Raw genomic sequence first — 16,979 nt, 5'->3', positions numbered from 1 at the left:
ATCAAATTTGTGGACATAAAGGGAAGGAAGAGTGAAGTCAAAGGAGGAAATACAGTGAAGAAACGACCCTTTTTCATATTCTTTTCCCTTATAGGTATTAGCGTACTTTCAGCATGCCACAATGATGATGCAGCACCGGCAAAAGAAGCTCAAAATAAACAAGGTGTGACGAATGGCGGAACGCCGATGAGCTATGATAATCAAAGCGAAAACACATCTTTTAACTTTTCAAATTTTGATTTAGAAGTAGACTATAAGGGGCTCAACAATGATTATGAAGCCGACTACGAAAATGAAAATGATGAGATAGAAGCCAAAGTGGATGATAATATTAACGATGAGTACTTGAACGGAGACAAAGCTTTTAATAAATTATCTTCAAAATTTAAAAAGTTAAATTTTGATCAGCGCACCCCCGATGAAGATGTAAAAAAGGAAGTAATCGATGCGTTTAGCCTAAAAAAAGATTTTCAGTCGTTTGAATTAGAAGTTCGTTTTTCAAACGGAACGGAAAAAGAATACAACTTTAAACAAAAGTAAGACGTTAAAGCAAAATATTTTAGTTGAAGGAAAATCCGAACGATGAATTGAGGTTCTTCATTAAGAATCCAACTCGTTCGGATTTTTTCATTGGTAAGGTGAACGTATGTCTCAATCTTATTTTTGATGTCTAAAAAAAGGAAAATAGTGAAAGGATGGTGATAAATAAGAAAAAGGAGGAATCACGGATGCAAAAGTTAATAATGAACGGATGTGTAGTGTTTGTTCTGTTATTGTTAGGAGCATGCAGCATGGTAAAAGAGCAAAATAACGCTCATGAAAACCACTTGAAAACAGAGGAAGCGAAAGAAACAAGCGAAGTATCTGTAGAACCTGTTAAAGTGGATTTAACGAATACATCGGGCAAAAAAGTAGGAGAGGCTACCCTGTCAGAAGCAAAGAACGGCGTGCAAATTAAATTAACTGCTCAAGGTCTTTCACCGGGAAGACATGGATTTCATATTCATGAAATAGGAAAATGTGAGGTGCCGGATTTTAAAACAGCGGGTGCCCATTTTAATCCTTTTAAACGTGAACACGGTTTTAAAAATACAAAAGGCCCGCATGCAGGTGATTTGCCCAATCTAGAAGTTGCTCCAAATGGCAAAGTAGATACAGAAATTTTTGCTTCTCTTGTCACGATGCAAGAAGGAAAGCCGAATTCTCTTTTGGATATGGATGGATCGGCATTAGTGATACATGATAAAGTCGACGATTACACAACGGATCCTTCAGGAAACTCAGGAGATCGGATTGTTTGTGGAGTGATTACAAAATAAGCCAAAAAGCTGTGAAATCATTCACGGCTTTTTTATTTCAGTAACGAGCCGCTTCTAAATTGCGGTGAGCTTCTTTTTTTTGCACAATAGAAGAAAGAGCAAAGAAGGTGAAAACATGCATAAGCAAGTTGTCGTAATAGGCGGAGGAGTAGGTGGGTTAACAGCGGGAGCGCTTTTAGCTAAACATGACTATGAAGTGACGGTTTTAGAAGCTTCTCGAGAATGGGGAGGCTGTGCAGGGGAATTTCAGCGCCATTTGTATACGTTTCCTGTTGGAGCGACGCTTGGAATGGGATTTGAGCACGGAGGGATACATGAGCGAATCGGCATGTACCTTGGCCTAGAAATTGAAAAGGTTTCTCTTGAGAAAATCATGAAAGTTCATCTTCCTCATCGTACACTGATTTATTATCAAGACCGGTATCAGCATATTTCCTATCTTCAAAAACAATTTCCTCATAAAGCAAAAAATATTAGGAGCTTTTATGAAAATGTTTTTAGAATTGCAAAAGAAATTCGCAAGCTTATGCAATCTCTGCCGGTTCTTCCTCCTCTGACAGTCGGTGAGTGGAGCAGACTGGTAAGTTCGTTGAATTTTGGTTCTTTGAAGCTGTTGCCTTATTTTCATCAATCGTTTAGTTATTTACTAAAAAAACACAGCTTGTTAGACGAAGCGGACTTTCTTCATTTTGTTGATGGTCAATTAATAGACAGCATGCAGACAACGAGTGAGAACTGTTCAATGCTTATTGGATGTTTAGCGTTGGATATTTATCACGAAGGAGCTTTTTATGTGAATGGCGGCTTATACAAAGTCGCAGAAGCGCTGCAAAAATCGATTAAAGCCAACGGAGGAAAAACGACTCTAGGAAGGAAAGTAGTAAAGATAGAGCGTGATAATGACGGGTGGATCGTGCATGATCATAGAGGTAACCGTTACCGTGCATCAGACGTTGTATGCAACGCCCCGGTTCAAAGCTTAAAGTCTTTGCTGCATGATGAAGATTACCAACATATTCATAAGCGGGCAAAAGAAAAAAGCGAGCTTCCGCAGTGGGGAACGTTTTCGATGTATTTTGCCATTGATGAAAGAGATCTGCCGCAAAAGGTAGAGTTGTTTCAGCAAGTACTTCAATCCGAACAAGGGGAAATGACAGAAGGAAATCATTTATTTATCTCAGTCTCTCATCCTGATGATCGTTTTCGAGCGCCTGAAGGCAAGCGTACAATTACAGCATCTACTCACATTGATCTTAGCAAGTGGAGTAACAAAGAAGCCTATGACCTTCAAAAACAAGTTCTTGAGAAAAAAATGGTAGCAGGCATTAAAACCATTATTCCTAGCATTGAAAAAGCAGAGCATCAAATTTCGGGAGCTCCTAAAGCATGGGAAAGGTTCACTTCTCGCCCAAACGGCGGAGTGGGAGGCTTTCCGCAAACGTTAGATCATGCCTTGTTCAACAGCATTTCGCATCGATCTGGCTTACAAGGACTGTGGTTATGCGGAGATACAGTGTTTCCAGGAGCGGGAACTATAGGCGTATCGGTAAGCGGCTATCATGTGTTTCAAAGTATAACGTCTCACCGCCATACGTTACCTTAACATTTCTTACATACAAACTACTATTGTTCATACCATTAAAAACACCGGCCCCATTACCATAGGGCCGGTGTTTTCAGGAGAGAAACAGCTTCCACCACTTCCGTTTTCGCTTCATATCAGCAGCGGCGGTTTGTCTAAAGGTTTGGACAAAATCACTAAACATCTCTTCGCGTTCAGCTACACTTTGACGATGAAGCTTACGTTCTTTCTCCATTTCTTTTAAATAATAGACTCGTTCCTCATTCATTGAATCAATTAAATCACGAAGCTCTTCTGTCGTATTAGTTGAAGAATTATTTAATTTTTCAACCATAAATTTTACTTGATTCATCGCAACGGTGGAGTTGCTTGAGAATCGGTCTAATAAATACTGCATTTCTTTAGAGGATTCATCCGCATTCTCCATGACATCTTTCATGAACAGGCGCATATCCTCGGTTTTCTCTTCAGCGATTGTTGAATAATCTTCAATCAAAGAAGTGACTTCATCAAACGATTTTTCGTTAGAACGGATAATTTTTTTAGACATATTTTCTACATCTCTTGCGCTGCGTTCTGAAGACTCAGAAATGTATGCCCCGACCGACTCCACCATTTCTACAGTTTGGGTAGCACTTTTTTCAAGCTCTCTTTTTACTTCTCCGACAATTTCTTCGCGAACTTCATTTCGCATACCTTCTCGCATTTCTTTTAACAAATCAGCTTTAAATGTATCAAGTACCTCAAACACATCTTCATAGCGGCGAACAGCTTCTACTAATTCCCCTTGAAGCAGTTCTTTTTCATTCACAACAAGGTCGTTTGGTTTTGGCTCTTCAATAGAAGCAGAAATAGCCTGCTTTTCTTCTTCAGTAGCTAATCGTGCTTCAGGTATAGGAGGGGTCTTCTCTTGCTTATTTTCTGAAATGCTTTCCTGCTTTTCAGCAGCTTTTTTCTTTTCTTGCTTTATTTGTTTGTTGGAATGTTCTTGAAAATCAATGACGTTTTCTTTTTTAGAAGTTTTCAACTTTGCTGGTTCCTCTTCTTTTGAAACCGCTGCCTCTGATTCCATCACTAAATGCTCCTGTTCTTCTTGTTCCTTTATCAGCAGCTGAACATATTCTTTGACTTCATCTAACGTACATTGTTCATCAAACAGCTGTTTAATATCATTAAATAATTCAATTTGTTCCTCTGTATAGATACGAGCCCCATCTACTCGTTCAATTGTTAAATAGCTGCCCAATAATTTTTCCCATTGTTTTAGCGTTTTCTTTTCTACCTCTAATTGATCACTTACTTTTTTAATTGTATATGTCTCCATCATTTTTCATTTCCTCCCTTATCTATTTTCATCCAACTATGTAATGGATTATTTGTTGTATGTTGTATTCACCATATCTTCACTTGTTTTCCTGCTAGGTGACAAAGGTTGTCAAAACTAGACGACATTAGCCTTCTATGTAAAGAAAACGCATATTTTGTAAAAAAATGTACAGAAATGCGCAAATGGCAAAAATGGAAAACATAAAAGAAAAGGAGAGTATAGAAAACAGTTGACGGGAAAAAATGAATCCTATAAGATAAGTTTAAATGTTTAAGTTCTTGAACATATAAACATAAGGAGTGAACACTATGTCACAGTATTATGCGCTCATCACCGGTGCGTCGGGAGGAATAGGTAAAGAGTTAGCTTATCAATTCGCAAAGGATGGGCATCCTGTAATTTTAGTTGCCAGAAGCGCTGATAAACTAACAGCGATTGGAGAGAATTTAAAATCTACTTATAATATTGAAGTGATAACGGTTGTTAAGGATTTATCAAGAGAAGAAGAGATACAGTCATTATATGAAGAACTTAAAAATAAAAAAATGCACGTTGATTATTTAGTGAACAATGCTGGTTTTGGACTATACGGCAAATTTATTGAAACAGCTTTAGATGAAGAGTTAAACATGATTGATTTAAATATTCGAGCATTAACTCATTTAACAAAATTATTTTTACCGGATATGGTCAAAAGAAATCGCGGAAAAATTTTAAACATTGCATCTGTTGCTGCATTTATGCCAGGTCCGCTTATGACGGTATATTACGCAACGAAAGCGTACGTGTTATCTTTCACAGAGGCCCTTGAAAATGAATTAAAAGGTACCAATGTAACGGTAAGTGCTCTATGCCCGGGTCCAACTAAAACTGGTTTTAGCGACCGAGCCCAGCTAAGCAACTCCAAGCTTTTTCAAAGCGGTGCAATGGATGTAGAAACAGTAACGAAAGTTGGCTATGAAAAATTTATGAAAGGGCAGACGGTTATCGTACCAGGAGTACAGTTTCGTCTTGCTACGTTCATCCCGCGCTTCGTGCCAAGAAAGTGGCTTACATCCGTTGTCCGAAGAACACAAGAAATTAAATAAAGGAGAATATATATGAGTGAAAAAGCAGTCGAGTTATTTCGTGCCAGCATTCCTGTTTTTCAGGCTCTAAGTGATTCAGCAAGACAAGATATTATTTTGCTGCTCGCCGAAAAAGAGCCTTTAACCGTTAATGAAATTGCAAACGAGTCTACTCTATCACGACCGGCAATTTCTCATCATTTAAAAATTTTACGCGATCAAAAGCTTGTGCAAATTGAGCAAAAAGGGACGCAGAGATATTATTCACTAGCTTTAAGTGAGGCAGTTGAGCTATTAAAAAGCTTGCTTGCTACAGTTGAAGCCGAATGTTTATAGGGAGATGAAAGAGATGAACCACGAGCGATTTTATATCACAGATGAAACGGTCATTGAACATATTGTCTCTACACAAAAGCAGTATTTCTATGCGCAAAAGACAAAGAGTATCAACAGCCGTATTCAAGCGCTGAATAAGCTAAGAGACGCAGTCAAACAAAACGAGCAGAGAGTTATGGATGCTTTAAAACAAGATTTAAATAAATCTGAAGTAGAGGCCTACACGTCGGAAATTGGGATTTTACTAGAGGAAATTCGATTTACGCTTAAACATTTAGCAAAATGGATGAAGCCTAAAAAAGTAAAAACCGCTTTAACACATGTGGGCTCTAAAGGGAAAATTGTTCCTGAACCGTATGGAGTCGCGTTAATTATTGCTCCGTGGAACTATCCGTTTCAATTAGCACTGTCTCCTTTAGTAGGAGCGATTGCCGCTGGAAACACGGCGATTATAAAACCTTCTGAATTAACGCCTAGCGTATCTCGCGTTATACAAGAATTACTGGCTGAAGCTTTTGACCCAGCATTTGTGACGGTGGTTGAAGGGGCTGTAGACACTACAAGTCTGCTTTTAAAACAGCCCGTTGATTATATTTTCTTTACGGGAAGTGTAAATGTAGGGAAAATTATTATGCAAGAAGCAGGGAAGCAGCTTATTCCCGTCACGCTTGAGCTAGGCGGAAAAAGTCCGTGCATTGTACATGAAGACGCAAACCTAGATCTTGCAGCGAAGCGAATTATGTTTGGTAAAGGGATGAATGCAGGTCAAACGTGCGTTGCTCCTGATTATTTGCTCGTGCATAAAAAGGTAAAAGCGCAGCTTGTAGAGAAACTTCGCGAAGCGATTTCTCAATTTTACGGTAGTAATCCGCTTGAAAGCGACCGCTATGGCCGTATTGTCAGTGAGCGCCATTTTACTCGGCTAGTTGAGTTTTTAAAAGACGGAAATGCTATAGTTGGAGGCGGGTACAATAAAAACACGCTAACAATAGAACCTACGGTGTTAAGTGAAGTAAGCTGGACCTCAGATGTTATGCATGAAGAAATCTTTGGGCCTATTCTTCCTATGATTGAATATGAAACACTAGACGAAGTCATTCATAAAGTTCAAGAAAAAGCTAAGCCGTTAGCTCTTTACTTATTTACAGAAAGTGAAGATGTGCAAAACGCCATAACGGAGCGTCTTTCATTTGGAGGAGGCTGTATAAACGATACGCTTATGCATATCGCTACGCCATATTTACCGTTTGGCGGAGTGGGAGAAAGCGGCACGGGTCAATATCATGGAAAAGACAGCTTTCAGACATTTACTCATTTTAAAAGCATGCTGTCTCAAACAACCAAGTTTGATTTGTCATTCCGCTATCCTTCGGAAAAACAAAGCTTGAAAATGATCAAAAAATTACTGAAATAAAAGAGCCTCCTGATAGGAGGCTTTTTCGTTATTTTGAAAGTGAAAGCTGAGAAAGCGGCCATTTTTCTTGGGTATATGCCATTTCCCAAAATAAATACTCGAGTTCACAGCTTTTGATGAAGTGATCTTTCATACGGTTACGTTCTTCTTCAGTCGCTTGTTCGGCGAGTTCATCGAGCTTGTTACAAAACCATTGTGTTGTGCCATTCATTTCTTCATTATTATAAAACTGAATCCATTCATAAAAAGGATGAGAAGGAGATGGATTTACTTGTTCTGTAATGCGCTGCCCAATTTCAACGTACGTCCATGGACATGGAAGAAGCACTGCAATGATTTCTGCTAAGCTGCCTGTATGCGCAACGCTTGTCATATGGTTAATGTAGTGGCTGGCCGTCGGTGAAAGCGTCTCAGTGTGAAGGTCTTCATAACGTACGCCTGCTACTTCACAAAAATTATTGTGAGGGTGTACTTCACTATGTAATACCGTAGAAATGCCGGCATTAAAGGCTTCCATTTCGGTACGCGTGCGGCATTTCGTTAAAGCAGCGCCGTAAATGCGAACAAATGCTGTTAAGTATTCGTAATCTTGAGAAACGTAGTGAATAAGCGCTTCTTTTGGCACGTTTCCTTCAGCAATTCCTTTAATAAAAGGATGGTTAAAAATGGCTTCGTAAATATAGTTTGCTTCTTGTCTTAATTGAGATGAAAATGACATCAAAATCCTCCTTTAATATGAGGAAGTCACAAACAAGCACATAAAGGAAATAAAAAACACTCCGTTTATAAACGGAGTGGCAAAGGACAGTAAAAAACTGAACATTGCCACTTTCCTACGCTGGTATGAGCCAGATCAGGTTCAAAGGGATCAAGAAAACTTGTCTCAGCCGGTGGGCACCCCTAGTGGACTTCCTATTAATCTATGTTTAACTTACCATATATTCTGAAAAATAGAAAGCGTTATGGGAAATTGTGTGCTAACCGCTTTTCTTTCTTAAAGAGGAAATTTCTTAAAGCTATTTTTAATCATTTTTGTTTAAAAATGCATATTTTTAGGGAAGAAGAGGTATTAATGAAGGGAAGAGCCGTTTTCGTCTCCGAAACACTCCCATATAAATAGAAGAAAGGAGAGAACAAAATGGCGAAATTTCGTTTGTATGCTGTATTAAATACAGTAGGCTTGGCTATTACACTGCTTGTGAATTATTTAGCAAATGCCATTCCAATAGGAGGCAAAACAACGGGAGAAGCTTCTGCGCAAGTTCCTACGTTGTTTACACCAGCGGGTTATGCCTTTGCTATCTGGGGCATTATTTATTTATTATTAACCATTTGGGTTATACGCCAATTTTTTGCAAGAGAAGATCAAAAGGAAATATATGCACGTATCGGCATTTGGTTTTTTCTTAACTGTTTGTTAAATAGTGCGTGGATCTTTATTTTCCAAAACGATTACTATAAGTTATCTCTTTTAGTTATGCTCTTTATTCTAGGCACATTAATGATTGTATATTCCATTATTCAGCATTCTCGGATGACGACATGGTTTATGCGTCTGCCGATTTCGCTTTATCTTGGATGGATTTCTGTTGCGACTATTGTCAATGTGTTTGTCGTATTTCAAGCAAATGGAATACAGCACTTGCTTGGCCTGAGCGAGTTAGCATGGACGATTATTATGCTGCTGGTAGGAGCTGCGCTGGGCATTATGTTTACATTAAAAAACCGAGACGCTGTTTATCCGCTTGTTTTTATTTGGGCTTATATTGCCATTGCAGTGAAGCAAAGTGGAAATCAGCCAATTGTCATTACTGTCATCATTTCAGTTGTTTTATTAGCAATTGCCATTATTGTGGGATTGATTAAACGCTATAGACGTTTTTAAAAAGAAGCTCTAGCTTTTGTAAGCTAGAGCTTTTTATGATGCTCTTTTGATTGTAAAAAAGCAGCTGTAAAAGCAATTAAGCTAATTAAAATACCAAAAGGAACAACAATTGGTACGAATGATAAAATAAATGTCATAAGTGTAACCTCCATGTTGCATCGGTGCATAATGAAAAATTCAACTTTTTTAAATTGAAGTTCCGCTATTATAGTATGCTAGGCTTTATGTTTGGAGCCTATATGTTTAGAAATAAACGAAAAAGGCAACATACGTTACATACAGGTTGTATTAGGAGGAGTTAAAATGGAAACATATTTAGTCGCTTACACAGATAAAGATGATATGGAATATAAACAAGTGACGTGCGAGAGTTATGAAGATGCAGAGCGTACGGTCCTTCGTTTAGAGAGAGAAGGGCATATGCATATTGAAGAAATTTCAAATCAAGAAGCCTACCGGGGAGATGAATCATCGTACAGAGAATAAATTTTGAATAGAAACACCAACCTTAAAATGAAGAAGCAGCTGCTTCTTCATTTTTCTATTCTATATAGATATCGTTTTATAGAAAAAAGTAAAACGGGAATGATTTTCTTCTGCATTTATGGTACAGTACTAATCAGGTGAGTTTTGAGTTTAGAAGAGGAGAGAGTAACATTATATGAGTAAAGGAAATCAGTGGTCTTCACGCCTCGGTTTTATTTTAGCATCTGCTGGGGCAGCAATTGGTCTAGGAGCGATATGGAAGTTTCCATACGTAACGGGAACCAGTGGCGGTGGAGCGTTTTTTGCGTTGTTTATTTTATTTACGATTTTTATTGGATTGCCGCTTCTGTTGGCAGAATTTATCATTGGAAGACATACGGGAAAAGAAGCGATTAGTGCTTATAAGGCAATTGCTCCAAAATCCGCTTGGGTATGGATTGGCAGGCTGGGAGTACTAAGCTGTGTCGTTTTGCTTTCCTTTTACAGCGTCGTTGGCGGCTGGGTGATTTTATATACGATTATGAGCGTAACCGGTATGCTAAGCGGAAAAGAGTACGGCCCGTTGTTCAATGCCGTCATTAGCCAGCCTTATGTAGTATTAGGTGCACAGGCGCTGTTTTTATTAATTACAGTGTTTGTTATTTCAAAAGGCGTACAAAAAGGAATAGAGCGTGCTAATAAATACATGATGCCGCTGTTATTTATTTGTTTTATCATTATCGTGGTGCGTTCTTTAACATTAGACGGAGCAATGGACGGAGTAAAGTTCTTTTTGAAACCAGATTTTTCAGCCATTACAGGGTCATCTGTTCTCTATGCGCTCGGTCAGTCGTTTTTCTCGCTTTGCGTGGGATTATCCTGCATGGTGACATATAGCTCTTATTTAGGGAAAAAAGTAAGCTTGACGCGTTCAGCTGGCACTATTGCTATTTTGAACTTGTTTGTTTCGCTGCTGGCGGGCTTGGCTATTTTTCCAGCCGTTTTTTCATTTGGATTAAAGCCAACTGAAGGACCTGGACTTTTGTTTGTGGTCTTGCCAACAGTATTTGAGAAAATGCCGTTTGGTACTGTCTTTTTAGCACTGTTTTTAATTTTATTTCTATTCGCTACGCTTACCTCTGCTTTCTCACTGCTGGAAATTATCGTAGCTGCTTTAACCAAAGACGATCAGACAAAACGAACTCGCTACGCTTCTTTATCAGGGATTCTTGTGTTTGTGGTAGGTATCCCATCAGCGCTTTCGTTTGGTGTACTAAAACATGTCTCACTTTTTGGCAGAAGTATATTTGACGTAGCTGACTTTTTTGTGAGCAACTTAATGCTGCCTCTTGGAAGTTTAGCCATTGCGATTTTTGTGACATTTAAAATGAAAAAAGAAGCCGTGTATGAAGAGTTTATTTCAGGAAGTACAAAAGGCGCTAAATTATTCAATGCATGGTTCTTTCTAGTTAAATACGTATTGCCTATTATAATTATAGCTGTTCTATTAAGCTTACTTGTTGCATATTAAATAGGCTGAGACAAAAAATATGTTAGTTGAAGAAAGCTCCGAACGATGAATCGTTCGGAGCTTTTTATTGTGATAGTGAAGGTAAGTTTAATCGATTTAATTGTTTCTAGCTGTTGATTGGAGCGCAAGACCAAGACTCCTGCGGGAAAAGCGGAACAGGTGAGACCCCACAGGAGCGTAAGCAACGAGGAGGCTCACCGGCCGCCCGCGGAAAGCGAAGACTTGCACGGAAATCAACAGCGGTGTCACAAGCAATCCATACGAGCTCCTTTACGCCATTTGTTCGCCTTTAGATTGGAGCAATTTTTTATGTCTCAATCTTTTGTTTATTTTGCAAAAACGTGATTTCCGATCGTAATCGTAACCTGTTTTTGACGAAGCCATTGGTCGCTTGTTTTATCTGGATTAAAGAAGAATAACGAACCTTTTCCTTGACCTCTAAAAGCTAGTGCTTCATTTACAGCTTTTTTTGCGTCAGCATCCGCTGCTTTATTAATTTCACCGTTTTGTACAGGTGTAAACTGTGTAACTTGATAAATGACATCATGAATAGAGTTTGGGAAAGAATCGCTATCCACGCGGTTTAAAACGACTGTTGCTACAGCCACTTTGCCAGCGTAAGGTTCGCCTTTTGCTTCAGCTTGTACAAGGCGAGCTAACAATTCTTTATCACTTTCGCTAATAGAGTTAGGGATTGTTAATGTTTCATTTGCATTAATAGAGTCGGTAGATTTGTGATTCGCTTCTTTTAACTGTTTAACCGTAACGCCGTATTCAGCGCCAATCTTGTAAAGAGTCTCTCCGGCTTTTACGCGATGGGTTGTTTCAGCGGCATTTGCCCCGTGACTCATGCCGAACATAGGAACTGCTAGTGCTCCAATAATTGCTAGTTTCTTAAACATAAAGTAAGTACCTCCTGAAATCCTTTTGAACGCCCCTTTTATCACGGATCGGTGCGTGCTGTGCACCGAACTTTATATGTACGTTTCAAAGATTAACAGGTGTCAATACATCTTGTCACTGCTTAAAACATACCAATCTAGGAAGATATTATAATAGTTAACAGATAATTTGAAAAATACGTTGACTGATAATAAAGGAGTGAATTATAATGAACGAGTAAATAGTTAACCGTTTAACTGGAGAGATTTTATGGGAGAAAAGATAACGATTCGTGATGTAGCAAAGCATGCAGGTGTGTCTGCAGCTTCAGTATCTTACGTCTTAAACGGAATTAACAAAGTATCCGATGAAACAAAAGAGCGAATTTTAACAGCGGTAAAAGAATTAAACTATGAACCAAATTTAACCGCCGTTAGTCTTTCGAAACAAAAGTCAAATATGATTGGCGTTATGTTCCCGCTTACAGATGATTCACTTTCTACTATATTTAAAGATAACCATTATTACAGTGAAATGATTAGTGGAATTGAATATGTAATCCGTAAGCATGGTTATGATCTAGTCATATCTGGAGCGAGTAGCCCAGCTGATTGCCTAAAATGGATTCGAACGAGAAATATTGATGGTCTTCTGTTTTTAGGAGCCTTCCCGCATCGATTGTATGAGAAAATGAAAGCGTTATCGAATCCGATTGTGCTAGTAGATACATACGAAAGGTACGAACGCGATTATCATCATATTTCTGTAGACGATGAGTATGGAGGATATCTAGCTACAACACATTTAGTGAATTTGGGTCACAAAGAAATTGCCTTTGTTGCTCATCACCTCGTCAATAGTCCAGTGGATAAAAAGAGGTATATAGGCTACGAGAAAGCATTAAAAGAAGCGGGCATTACACCATCAAAGACGTTTGTTTTTGAAGTGAACGAAAGTTCGTTTGATAACGGTTACAATTTAGGGAACAAGCTGCTGCAAGATCATAAGAATATTCGGGCGGTTTTTGCATCCTCTGATACGCTGGCGCTTGGAATTATGAAAGCACTGCAAGAAAAGGGGAAAAAAATTCCGCAGGACTACTCAATCGTAGGGTTCGATGACATAACGTTTAGTAGCTATGCATCTCCAAGTCTAACAACCATTCGTCAAGATGTATTTAACAAAGGAGTCGTCGCCGCGACGTCTGTTATTCAAGCAATTGAACACCGTTTCAGCACGCTGCAGCATGTGAAATTATCGGTTGAACTTATTATTCGAGATTCGACTGCTAAGCGCGGGTGAATCAGAGTAAGTTAACCGGTTAACCAAAGTTTAGCATTTATGAAAAAAGGGGATATAAGTTAGCATTCACAAAAAAAGGGGATATGAAAATGATTAATGTTACAGTATGGAATGAAAATCGTCATGAACAGAAAAATCCGGTTGTAAGAGAAATTTACCCTGAAGGCATTCACGGTGCCATCGCTTCTTTTTTAGAAGAAGGAGGGTTTCGTACACACACCGCAACATTAGACGAAGTAGAACACGGGTTGACTGAAGAAGTATTAAATCAAACGGATGTTTTAGTATGGTGGGGTCATTTAGCACATGACGAAGTGAAAGATGACATCGTTGAGAAAGTAAAGCAGCGCGTGCTAGACGGTATGGGGCTTATTGTCTTACACTCAGGTCACTTTTCTAAAATTTTTAAAACGTTAATGGGCACAAGCTGCGACTTAAAATGGCGTGAAGCAGATGAAAAAGAGCGCTTGTGGGTAGTAGAACCGAGTCATCCGATTGTGGAAGGTATTGGTGAATTTATCGAGCTTGAGCGCGAAGAAATGTATGGAGAGCACTTTGATATTCCAGCACCTGATGAACTGATTTTCACGAGCTGGTTTGAAGGCGGAGAAATTTTCAGAAGCGGCTGCACGTACAAACGCGGAAACGGAAAAGTATTTTATTTCAGACCTGGACATGAAACATATCCAACATACCATAACAAAGACATTCAGCGTGTCATTATGAATGCTATTAAATGGGCGAAGCCAGCAGAGAGAAAACGTCCTGTTTACGGCAATGCGCAACCGCTTGAATCAATCGCTGTTAAAAACTAATTAATAATGCTTAAGCAAAGGGGATAGGAAAGATGGAAAAAGTAAAGATTGGCGTTATTGGGTGCGGAAGCATTGCGCAACACCGTCACTTACCAGAATATAAGATGAATGAACAAGTAGAATTAGTAGCCGTTTGCGATATAAACACAGAACGTGCAAACAGCGTAGCGCAGCAGTACGGTGTAAAAGCTTACACAAACTACGAAGAACTTTTAGCAAGCGGTACAGTGGAAGCAGTGAGCGTATGTACGCCCAATTATCTTCATGCGCCTATTTCGGTGGCAGCGTTAAACAGCGGAGTTCATGTCCTGTGTGAAAAGCCGATGGCAACATCAGAAGAAGAAGCGAAAGCAATGATTGAAGCAGCAAAAACAAACGGTAAAAAACTAATGATCGGACATAATCAGCGCTTTGTAGCTTCTCATCAAAAAGCTCGTGAACTTATTGGAAAAGGGGAAATCGGTAAAATTTACAGTTTCCGTACGGCTTTTGGCCACGGTGGTCCTGAAGGTTGGAGCGTGGACGGAAAAGACAGCTGGTTCTTTAAAAAAGACGAAGCGTTTATTGGTGCTATGGGGGATTTAGGCGTTCATAAAACCGATATGCTCCGCTACATATTAAATGAAGAAATTGTAGAAGTCGGTGCATTTGTAGAAAGCAATGCAAAAGACTTTGCAAATGTAGACGACAATGCTGTGTGCGTATTAAAAACGGAAAGCGGGATTATCGGTACGCTTGCGGCAAGCTGGGCTTACAATGGAAAAGAAGACAACTCCACGATTGTTTACGGCGAGAAAGGGATTCTTCGTTTAGAGGACGATCCGACGTATTCATTAGTTGCCCAATATGCAACAGGTGAAGTGGTGAACTATGAGTTAGGAAAAATCCAGTCGAACGATGAAGGCGGACAAAGTAATTCTCACGTCATTGAACAATTTGTAGATGCAGTTGCAGAAGATAAAGAATCTCCTGTTCCTGGTGAAGAAGGATTAAAATCACTTGCTGTTATTTTAGCAGCTTTAAAATCAAGTCAAACGAAACAAATTACGCGCGTGTAAGAGGTGAAAAACGTGAGAATTGGCATAATCGGAGCAGGAGGGATTGCTGTAAGTAGGCATATCCCAGCATTCAAACAACTGGGTGATGAATGTGTGATTTGGGGGCTTAGCGATATTAATAGTGAAAGAGCCACAGAGGTAGCCAATGAGCATAATATCCCTCACGTATTTGTTGATTACAAAGATATGTTTAAAGAAGTGGACGCTGTATGTATTTGTACACCGAATAAATTTCACGCCGAGTTTGCAGTAGAAGCGCTAAAAGCAGGCGTTCACGTCCTATGTGAAAAGCCAATGGCGATGTCTAAAGAGCAAGGTGAAGAAATGCTTGCTGCTGCTAGAGAATCAGGTAAGCAGTTAGCGATTGCGTATCATTACCGATTCATGAAAGAAGCGCAGGCTGCGAAAAAAATGATGACAGAGGTAGGGCGCCCATTAGTTGCACGTGTCAGAGCAATGCGTCGCCGAAAGGTTCCCGGTTGGGGGGTATTTACGAACAAAGATCTTCAAGGAGGAGGCAGCTTAATTGATTACGGCTGCCATTTGCTTGATTTAACGCTTTGGCTGATGGGAAACCCAAAGCATACTGAAGTGCTGGGAAGTACATATAATGACCTGAGTAAAACGCCTAACCAATTAAATCAATGGGGAGCATTTGATCATGAAACATTCAGCGTGGATGATCATGTAACGGCCTATATTAAATTTGAAAATGGAGCGTCGCTTCTTTTAGAAACTTCTTGGGCAGCTAATATCGAAGATGATGAAGAGCACGTAAGCATATCAGGGGTAGAGGGCGGTTTAAGTGTGTTTCCGTTTGAACTATACACGTCTAAAAACGGTATGCTCATGAACAGTAGGTCACCTTGGATAGATGGAGAAGATGATTACAGCCTAAGTCAGGCTAAAAATTTCGTTGAAGCGTGTAAAGGAAATGCTGAATTAGTGGTAAAGCCACAAGAAGCGCTTCAAGTCTCAGCTATTATTGACGAAATATATCGCACAGGGGGAAATTAAAATGAAACTTGGAGTATTCACGGTCTTATTTGCGGATCTTTCTTTTGAAGAGATGTTAGATAAAGTAAAAGCAGCAGGTCTTCATGCTGTTGAAATCGGAACGGGCGGCTATCCGGGAAACAGCCATTGTCCGCTAGATGAGCTGCTTGAAGATAAAGAAAAAAGAGAAGCCTATATGAAGCAGATAAAAGACCGCGGACTTACAATCAGCGCATTTAGCTGCCACGGCAATCCTATTTCACCTGAGGCAAGTTTTGCAAAAGAATCTGACGTAACGCTTCGCAAGACCATCCAACTAGCATCATTAGTAGATGTTCCAGTGGTGAACTGTTTCTCTGGAACAGCAGGAGATCACGAAGAAGCCAAGTACCCAAACTGGCCTGTTACTCCTTGGCCTAACGAGTATGGAGACGTATTGAATTGGCAATGGGAAAATAAGCTTGTTCCTTATTGGAAAGAAATTGGAGAACTAGCCGAGGAGCATAATGTGAAAATTGGTTTAGAACTTCACGGCGGATTTTTAGTTCATACTCCGTATACGCTCCTAAAGCTTCGCGAAAAAACAAGTTCAGCGATTGGCGCTAACCTTGATCCAAGTCATTTATGGTGGCAAGGAATTGATCCGGTAGGAGCTATTAAAATTTTAGCAAAAGAAAATGCGATCCATCATTTCCATGCAAAGGATACGTACTTGGACCAGGATAATATTAACATGTATGGCCTGACGGATATGCAGCCATACGGAGAAGTCCAAACGCGTGCATGGACGTTTAGATCCGTAGGGTGCGGACATGATGTAAAAGAGTGGTCTGATATGATGAGTGCACTTCGCACATACGGATACGATTATGTAGTCAGCATTGAGCACGAAGATCCAATCATGTCGATTGAAGAAGGATTTAAACGCGCGGTTACAAACTTACAAAGTGTATTGATTGAAGAAACTCCCTCACAAATGTGGTGGGCGTAAGCAAAAAGA

At 39.5% G+C, this 16,979-nt stretch carries 18 protein-coding genes and 1 riboswitch; of the genes, 15 read left to right on the top strand and 3 right to left on the bottom strand.

Features of this window, described 5'->3' with window-relative positions; genetic code table 11:
- Positions 1–54: 54 nt before the first annotated feature.
- From LAV82_RS19585 to LAV82_RS19575, 3 genes are all read left to right on the top strand, one after another.
- Positions 55–540 (top strand): YusW family protein, encoded by a 486-nt coding sequence (locus LAV82_RS19585; protein WP_499716760.1) that lies wholly within the window; start codon positions 55–57, stop codon positions 538–540.
- A 188-nt stretch (positions 541–728) separates the two neighbouring features.
- Complete coding sequence (locus LAV82_RS19580; protein ID WP_499716759.1) at positions 729–1,319, top strand: superoxide dismutase family protein; 591 nt, start codon at positions 729–731, stop codon at positions 1,317–1,319.
- Between the two features lie 115 nt (positions 1,320–1,434).
- Positions 1,435–2,922: an FAD-dependent oxidoreductase gene (locus LAV82_RS19575; RefSeq protein WP_499716758.1), complete on the top strand. Its 1,488-nt coding sequence runs from the start codon at positions 1,435–1,437 to the stop codon at positions 2,920–2,922.
- Positions 2,923–2,995: 73 nt separating this feature from the next.
- Here LAV82_RS19575 and LAV82_RS19570 read toward each other — a convergent pair whose 3' ends face one another.
- Entirely contained in the window at positions 2,996–4,228 is a 1,233-nt protein-coding gene (locus LAV82_RS19570; protein WP_499716757.1) for a helix-turn-helix domain-containing protein, read from the bottom strand.
- Positions 4,229–4,536: 308 nt separating this feature from the next.
- On the opposite strand from LAV82_RS19570, the gene LAV82_RS19565 reads away from it, so the two are divergent.
- Genes LAV82_RS19565 through LAV82_RS19555 form a run of 3 tightly spaced genes read left to right on the top strand, consistent with a single transcriptional unit; the run spans position 4,537 to position 7,045 of the window.
- Complete coding sequence (locus LAV82_RS19565; protein WP_499716756.1) at positions 4,537–5,316, top strand: SDR family NAD(P)-dependent oxidoreductase; 780 nt, start codon at positions 4,537–4,539, stop codon at positions 5,314–5,316.
- Positions 5,317–5,328: 12 nt separating this feature from the next.
- Complete coding sequence (locus tag LAV82_RS19560; protein WP_013056843.1) at positions 5,329–5,631, top strand: ArsR/SmtB family transcription factor; 303 nt, start codon at positions 5,329–5,331, stop codon at positions 5,629–5,631.
- A 13-nt stretch (positions 5,632–5,644) separates the two neighbouring features.
- Positions 5,645–7,045: an aldehyde dehydrogenase gene (locus LAV82_RS19555; RefSeq protein WP_211078760.1), complete on the top strand. Its 1,401-nt coding sequence runs from the start codon at positions 5,645–5,647 to the stop codon at positions 7,043–7,045.
- A gap of 28 nt (positions 7,046–7,073) precedes the next feature.
- Here LAV82_RS19555 and tenA read toward each other — a convergent pair whose 3' ends face one another.
- Positions 7,074–7,763 carry a thiaminase II gene (tenA, locus tag LAV82_RS19550; RefSeq protein WP_013056845.1) on the bottom strand — a complete coding sequence of 230 codons (690 nt, stop codon included), beginning with the start codon at positions 7,761–7,763 and terminating at the stop codon, positions 7,074–7,076.
- Between the two features lie 95 nt (positions 7,764–7,858).
- Positions 7,859–7,957: riboswitch (TPP riboswitch) on the bottom strand.
- Between the two features lie 226 nt (positions 7,958–8,183).
- Between tenA and LAV82_RS19545 the strand changes: the two genes are divergently transcribed.
- From LAV82_RS19545 to LAV82_RS19530, 4 genes are all read left to right on the top strand, one after another.
- A complete protein-coding gene (locus LAV82_RS19545; protein ID WP_499716755.1) occupies positions 8,184–8,930 on the top strand; it encodes a TspO/MBR family protein in 747 nt (248 codons plus the stop codon).
- Between the two features lie 303 nt (positions 8,931–9,233).
- Positions 9,234–9,416, top strand: coding sequence for a hypothetical protein (locus tag LAV82_RS19540; RefSeq protein ID WP_013056847.1), 183 nt, complete (start codon positions 9,234–9,236; stop codon positions 9,414–9,416).
- 175 nt (positions 9,417–9,591) lie between these two features.
- Positions 9,592–10,926 carry a sodium-dependent transporter gene (locus LAV82_RS19535; protein WP_071274965.1) on the top strand — a complete coding sequence of 445 codons (1,335 nt, stop codon included), beginning with the start codon at positions 9,592–9,594 and terminating at the stop codon, positions 10,924–10,926.
- A 113-nt stretch (positions 10,927–11,039) separates the two neighbouring features.
- On the top strand, positions 11,040–11,219 hold the full coding sequence (locus LAV82_RS19530) for a hypothetical protein (protein ID WP_055991262.1): 180 nt from the start codon (positions 11,040–11,042) through the stop codon (positions 11,217–11,219).
- A 33-nt stretch (positions 11,220–11,252) separates the two neighbouring features.
- Here LAV82_RS19530 and LAV82_RS19525 read toward each other — a convergent pair whose 3' ends face one another.
- A complete protein-coding gene (locus tag LAV82_RS19525) occupies positions 11,253–11,828 on the bottom strand; it encodes a cell wall hydrolase (RefSeq protein ID WP_499716754.1) in 576 nt (191 codons plus the stop codon).
- A 250-nt stretch (positions 11,829–12,078) separates the two neighbouring features.
- Between LAV82_RS19525 and LAV82_RS19520 the strand changes: the two genes are divergently transcribed.
- From LAV82_RS19520 to LAV82_RS19500, 5 genes are all read left to right on the top strand, one after another.
- A complete protein-coding gene (locus LAV82_RS19520) occupies positions 12,079–13,110 on the top strand; it encodes a LacI family DNA-binding transcriptional regulator (protein ID WP_211078757.1) in 1,032 nt (343 codons plus the stop codon).
- An 89-nt stretch (positions 13,111–13,199) separates the two neighbouring features.
- On the top strand, positions 13,200–13,925 hold the full coding sequence (locus LAV82_RS19515; RefSeq protein WP_013056851.1) for a ThuA domain-containing protein: 726 nt from the start codon (positions 13,200–13,202) through the stop codon (positions 13,923–13,925).
- A 32-nt stretch (positions 13,926–13,957) separates the two neighbouring features.
- The gene (locus LAV82_RS19510) at positions 13,958–14,983 is read left to right on the top strand and encodes a Gfo/Idh/MocA family protein (RefSeq protein WP_013056852.1); all 1,026 of its coding nucleotides are present in this window, start codon (positions 13,958–13,960) and stop codon (positions 14,981–14,983) included.
- Between the two features lie 12 nt (positions 14,984–14,995).
- On the top strand, positions 14,996–16,000 hold the full coding sequence (locus LAV82_RS19505; protein WP_499716753.1) for a Gfo/Idh/MocA family protein: 1,005 nt from the start codon (positions 14,996–14,998) through the stop codon (positions 15,998–16,000).
- A gap of 1 nt (position 16,001) precedes the next feature.
- Entirely contained in the window at positions 16,002–16,970 is a 969-nt protein-coding gene (locus LAV82_RS19500) for a sugar phosphate isomerase/epimerase family protein (RefSeq protein WP_499716752.1), read from the top strand.
- Positions 16,971–16,979 lie beyond the last annotated feature (9 nt).

The sequence above is a fragment of the Bacillus sp. ILBB4 genome (genome assembly GCF_035064545.1).
Lineage (GTDB): Bacteria > Bacillota > Bacilli > Bacillales > Bacillaceae_H > Priestia.
This window is presented reverse-complemented; position numbering and strand designations above follow the sequence as displayed.